The sequence below is a fragment of the Colwellia hornerae genome (genome assembly GCF_007954355.1).
GTDB classification, from domain to species: Bacteria; Pseudomonadota; Gammaproteobacteria; order Enterobacterales; family Alteromonadaceae; genus Colwellia_A; species Colwellia_A hornerae.
This window is the reverse complement of record NZ_VOLR01000071.1, coordinates 1-1,726: the sequence shown is the minus strand read 5'-3', so window position 1 is coordinate 1,726 and position 1,726 is coordinate 1. Positions and strand designations below refer to the sequence as shown.

The 1,726-nt window shown below is 50.8% G+C and carries 1 rRNA gene; it reads right to left on the bottom strand.

The annotated features are described in order from the left end of the window. Window positions 1-81: 81 nt before the first annotated feature. Window positions 82-1,626: ribosomal RNA gene (locus tag ESZ26_RS18975) — 16S ribosomal RNA — on the bottom strand. Window positions 1,627-1,726: the final 100 nt, after the last annotated feature.

Here is a 1,726-nt window from a genome sequence, read left to right as displayed (position 1 = left end):
TTCTTCTAATTTGTTATCATGTAATTTGTGTAGACACTCGTGAAACCCGAGAGTTTCCATTAAACTGTTTTTACTTCAAGATAAGGAGGTGATCCAACCCCAGGTTCCCCTAGGGTTACCTTGTTACGACTTCACCCCAGTCATGAAACACAAAGTGGTGACCGTCCTCCCGAAGGTTAAACTAGCCACTTCTTTTGCATCCCACTCCCATGGTGTGACGGGCGGTGTGTACAAGGCCCGGGAACGTATTCACCGTAGCATTCTGATCTACGATTACTAGCGATTCCGACTTCATGGAGTCGAGTTGCAGACTCCAATCCGGACTACGACAAGCTTTGTGGGATTCGCTCCACCTCGCGGTATTGCTGCCCTCTGTACTTGCCATTGTAGCACGTGTGTAGCCCATCCCGTAAGGGCCATGATGACTTGACGTCGTCCCCACCTTCCTCCGGTTTATCACCGGCAGTCTCCTTAGAGTTCCCGCCATAACGCGCTGGCAAATAAGGATAGGGGTTGCGCTCGTTGCGGGACTTAACCCAACATTTCACAACACGAGCTGACGACAGCCATGCAGCACCTGTCTCACAGTTCCCGAAGGCACAAGTCTATCTCTAGTCTCTTCTGTGGATGTCAAGGGATGGTAAGGTTCTTCGCGTTGCATCGAATTAAACCACATGCTCCACCGCTTGTGCGGGCCCCCGTCAATTCATTTGAGTTTTAACCTTGCGGCCGTACTCCCCAGGCGGTCAACTTAATGCGTTAGCTCCGCTACCCACGGATCAAGTCCACAGACAGCTAGTTGACATCGTTTACGGCGTGGACTACCAGGGTATCTAATCCTGTTTGCTCCCCACGCTTTCGTGCCTCAGCGTCAGTATCTGTCCAGGTGGCCGCCTTCGCCACTGATGTTCCTTCCAATCTCTACGCATTTCACCGCTACACTGGAAATTCCACCACCCTCTACAGTACTCTAGTTTGCCAGTTCAAAATGCAGTTCCAAGGTTGAGCCCTGGGCTTTCACATCTTGCTTAACAAACCGCCTACGCACGCTTTACGCCCAGTAATTCCGATTAACGCTCGCACCCTCCGTATTACCGCGGCTGCTGGCACGGAGTTAGCCGGTGCTTCTTCTGTTGCTAACGTCACAGTGAGCAGCTATTAACTACCCACCTTTCCTCACAACTGAAAGTGCTTTACAACCCGAAGGCCTTCTTCACACACGCGGCATGGCTGCATCAGGCTTTCGCCCATTGTGCAATATTCCCCACTGCTGCCTCCCGTAGGAGTCTGGGCCGTGTCTCAGTCCCAGTGTGGCTGATCATCCTCTCAAACCAGCTAGAGATCGTCGCCTTGGTGAGCCATTACCTCACCAACTAGCTAATCTCACTTGGGCTAATCAAATGGCAAGAGGTTCCGAAGAATCCCCCTCTTTGGTCCGTAGACGTTATGCGGTATTAGCAGTCGTTTCCAACTGTTGTCCCCCACCATATGGCATATTCCCAAGCATTACTCACCCGTCCGCCGCTCGTCAGCAAAGTAGCAAGCTACTCTCTGTTACCGCTCGACTTGCATGTGTTAAGCCTGCCGCCAGCGTTCAATCTGAGCCATGATCAAACTCTTCAATTAAAAAATCGTTTGTGATGCTTAACCTAAGCTAAGACATCTGCTCAATGAATTCTGTCGTGTTACCAGCCGAAGCTAGTAACTACATAAAACGTACTAATCA